The 3,175-nt window shown below is 31.6% G+C and carries 4 protein-coding genes; all 4 read left to right on the top strand.

Going from position 1 to position 3,175, the window contains the following annotated elements; genetic code table 11:
* Window positions 1–161: 161 nt before the first annotated feature.
* Genes BUB42_RS15950 through BUB42_RS15935 form a run of 4 tightly spaced genes read left to right on the top strand, consistent with a single transcriptional unit; the run spans window position 162 to window position 3,130 of the window.
* On the top strand, window positions 162–1,064 hold the full coding sequence (locus BUB42_RS15950; protein ID WP_139257437.1) for a hypothetical protein: 903 nt from the start codon (window positions 162–164) through the stop codon (window positions 1,062–1,064).
* Window positions 1,065–1,069: 5 nt separating this feature from the next.
* Window positions 1,070–1,657: a hypothetical protein gene (locus BUB42_RS15945; protein ID WP_073022154.1), complete on the top strand. Its 588-nt coding sequence runs from the start codon at window positions 1,070–1,072 to the stop codon at window positions 1,655–1,657.
* A gap of 25 nt (window positions 1,658–1,682) precedes the next feature.
* Window positions 1,683–2,501 carry a hypothetical protein gene (locus tag BUB42_RS15940; RefSeq protein ID WP_073022152.1) on the top strand — a complete coding sequence of 273 codons (819 nt, stop codon included), beginning with the start codon at window positions 1,683–1,685 and terminating at the stop codon, window positions 2,499–2,501.
* 11 nt (window positions 2,502–2,512) lie between these two features.
* Window positions 2,513–3,130 carry a hypothetical protein gene (locus BUB42_RS15935; RefSeq protein ID WP_073022150.1) on the top strand — a complete coding sequence of 206 codons (618 nt, stop codon included), beginning with the start codon at window positions 2,513–2,515 and terminating at the stop codon, window positions 3,128–3,130.
* Window positions 3,131–3,175: the final 45 nt, after the last annotated feature.

Below are 3,175 nucleotides of genomic sequence, written 5' to 3'. Positions count from 1 at the left end.
CTTGATAAAAATATTTACACAAAGAAGTCTTGCGTCAGAAGTCTTGGATGAAAAGTCACCTTGCATTGTGGCTCTGGTAAACAATAACCAATCCCAAAAACGACGATTTATACACGTATATAGACCAAGATGGTGAGTTCGTAACAAAAAAATATAACGGTGTGACTGGAGTGTGGGATTTGTTCTCAATAAGCCTGAGCGATGTGGTAACATATAGTAAACCCGCAAAGTATTACTATTTGATTATTCAATGGCCTTATGATCAGCAGAGAGTTGTACATGGTAGTTTAGTATACATTTATGATGCGGCTTCAGGAAATTGGGAAGGAAAAAGTGAAGAAGCAATAGCAGAAGCTATAGAATATCAAATTGATGATAGTAAACTTGACGCATGTACCAAGGGAGTTTTAAATAAATTAAAATTAAGTACAGAAAAAGATATTTCTAAAATGATTAATCGTTTTAATCCTGCAAGTTCTGTTTTTAATATTAAAATGTCAACTGGTAAAGTTGCAAAAGCAGATGATTGGGCCCAAACAACAAAAGTTTCAGGTTCCGCTACAGATGTAAATATGATTTTTAGTGAAGACTACATTAAAGGAACTTTATTTGGGACTAGACCTACTGACTTATCAGTAGCAACTACAATGGCACATGAAATCATTCATGCTTACCTTATTAGTTTACTTGAAGATCACTTAAAAAATAGCAGTGTGGGAATAAATGATTTTCCTACAATTTTTGATGCTTATGTTCAGCAAAAAGCTACTAAAAACACTTCAATTTTACCAGGTGCTCATCATGAATTGATTGCTGATAAATATGTTAATGCAATAGCCTCTACCATTGAACAATTTCATCTTGGTGATACGTTTCATTCAGGCTATCCAAGACAAGTTTATCTTGATATGGCATGGGGAGGGCTAATAGGAACTAAAATATTTAATAAAACCTATCTAGAGGGATCTGCAGGTAGAGAGAGGATTTTAGCCAGAATAAATACCGAAAGAAAAGGTGCACCCTATCAAGGGTATACACCTGTAGGGACACCATGTAAAAATTAGTGAATATGAAACACATAAAAAAAGTAGCACTGCTAATTCCGTTTTTCATCTTGTCATGTAACAGCAGTAAATATCTCGCTAGTTATGAGCCTATAAATGTGTTTTTAGAAACTCAAAAAATTGATAAAAACAAAGTTCATATTCTACAAAGTGATAAAGAAGAAAATCGACAGGCATTACGAATCTTTAATGGTGGAGAAGGAGCCAACCGTTATATAGATCCTACAGATCCCACTGATTATACTGACGGCTTATATGTAAAAAAACACTGGAAAAAATTGTATAAACAGTATGTAAATGATACTTTAAAACGACATTGGAAAAAAGAAGACTTTCCTAATTACAATTTTATCCTAGAGAAAGGCACTGGTTTAATGCTAACTCGTATAGTTATTGATAAATATGCCGGAACCGGAATTCATGAGTGGTTTACGATTTCAGAGCCGATGTATTATTTTAATAGAAAATATATTTTGTTTTTATTTGAAACAAAACATTCTGCAAGAAGTAGATCTTCTAATCTTGTAATTATGAAAAGGGAGAAAAATCAATGGCAAGAAGTCAGGGTTATGAGGGATTACATTTATAATTAGTCTTAAAAATAGTAATGCAATTGTAATGAAACACATAAAAAAGGTAATACTGTTAATCCCGTTTTTCATCTTGTCACGTAACAGCAGTAAATATCTCGCTAGTTATGAGCCTATAAATGTGTTTTTAGAAACTCAAAAAATTGATAAAAACAAAGTTCATATTCTACAAAGTGATAAAGAAGAAAATCGACAGGCATTACGAATCTTTAATGGTGGAGAAGGAGCCAACCGTTATATAGATCCTACAGATCCCACTGATTATACTGACGGCTTATATGTAAAAAAACACTGGAAAAAATTGTACAAACAGTATGTAAATGATACTTTAAAACGACATTGGAAAAAAGAAGACTTTCCTAATTACAATTATGAAATTAGAGTTGAACGTGATCAGTACACAAATGGAACAAATCTATTTACAGCTACAGCATTAATACACGAAGTAATAGACGCTTATTTTTTAAGTATTGTAGATCATCACAATTATACGCCATCAACGGCATTACCCTCTTTTCCTGAATTATTTGAAGGATATCTTTTAAAAGAGTATCCTAACAGTACTGACAAACAAGATGCACAACACAAAGAGATGGCAGACAGGTATGTAGATCCTATGGCATCAGCATTACAAGAATATGATGCAAATTATTTGATAAATTACCAAGTATATAAAGATTTAGCTTGGGGCGGATTAAAAGACGCTCCTATATTTGATAAGACATTTCCTCCTGCAAGTGCCGAAAGTAATAGAATTAAAAATAGATATAGCTGTGAATCTGTTGGTCGTGCAGTTGAATTAGGAACTCCAAACGAACAAAAACCAGTAGGAAAACCTTGTAACTAAACATTGAGAAGATGAAAAATTATTTTTTTTACACTGCCATTATTTTATTATGTATAACAAATTTTTCAAATGTTTTATTTGCACAATTAACAAATGAAAAATACAAAGCGCTTAACGACTATTTTGAAACAATTGTAAAAGATACAACCCAAGTTGTATTTGTTGCTAAAGAAAAAATTAATTCAAATGAGACTTTAAATATATTTGGATTAAACGAAATATTGATTGTTGATTCAGTAGGAAATTGGAAAAGCGACATTGCGTTATTCAAAAAGAAAGAATTCGAAAAGATGAAGAAAGAATACAAAAACAGATGTGTTTCAGGTAAGAGAATTTGGTGGTGTACTGACGATTACTGGAGGAAAGATAATTTTAGGTATAAAAAAATTGTTTTAGAAAGTATGAATACAAATAAAGGGATAGAGCTTATTTTTGAGAAATATAGTGGAATAGATATTGACGTTTATGGTTTTTCCGAACCTATTTATTACCAAAACAACAAATATGTTGTTTTTACGGTACATAAATCACATATGGCAGGGACAAATACAATTATTGTGATAATGAAAAAGATTAAATGCAAATGGATTGTGACACATATAGGCTCAAATCCTAATATAATTAATTAATTTGCGTTCTATATGTTTTTAGTGCGAAGCTCTACTATTTTTAAT

Source organism: Flavobacterium micromati (assembly GCF_900129585.1).
GTDB classification, from domain to species: domain Bacteria; phylum Bacteroidota; class Bacteroidia; order Flavobacteriales; family Flavobacteriaceae; genus Flavobacterium; species Flavobacterium micromati.
This window is presented reverse-complemented; position numbering and strand designations above follow the sequence as displayed.

Excerpts from the sequence above, each read along its gene's own strand:
- BUB42_RS15935 (WP_073022150.1), top strand. The coding sequence starts at position 2,513 with ATGAAAAATTATTTTTTTTACACTGCCATTATTTTATTATGTATAACA.
- BUB42_RS15940 (WP_073022152.1), top strand. The coding sequence starts at position 1,683 with ATGAAACACATAAAAAAGGTAATACTGTTAATCCCGTTTTTCATCTTG.
- BUB42_RS15945 (WP_073022154.1), top strand. The coding sequence starts at position 1,070 with ATGAAACACATAAAAAAAGTAGCACTGCTAATTCCGTTTTTCATCTTG.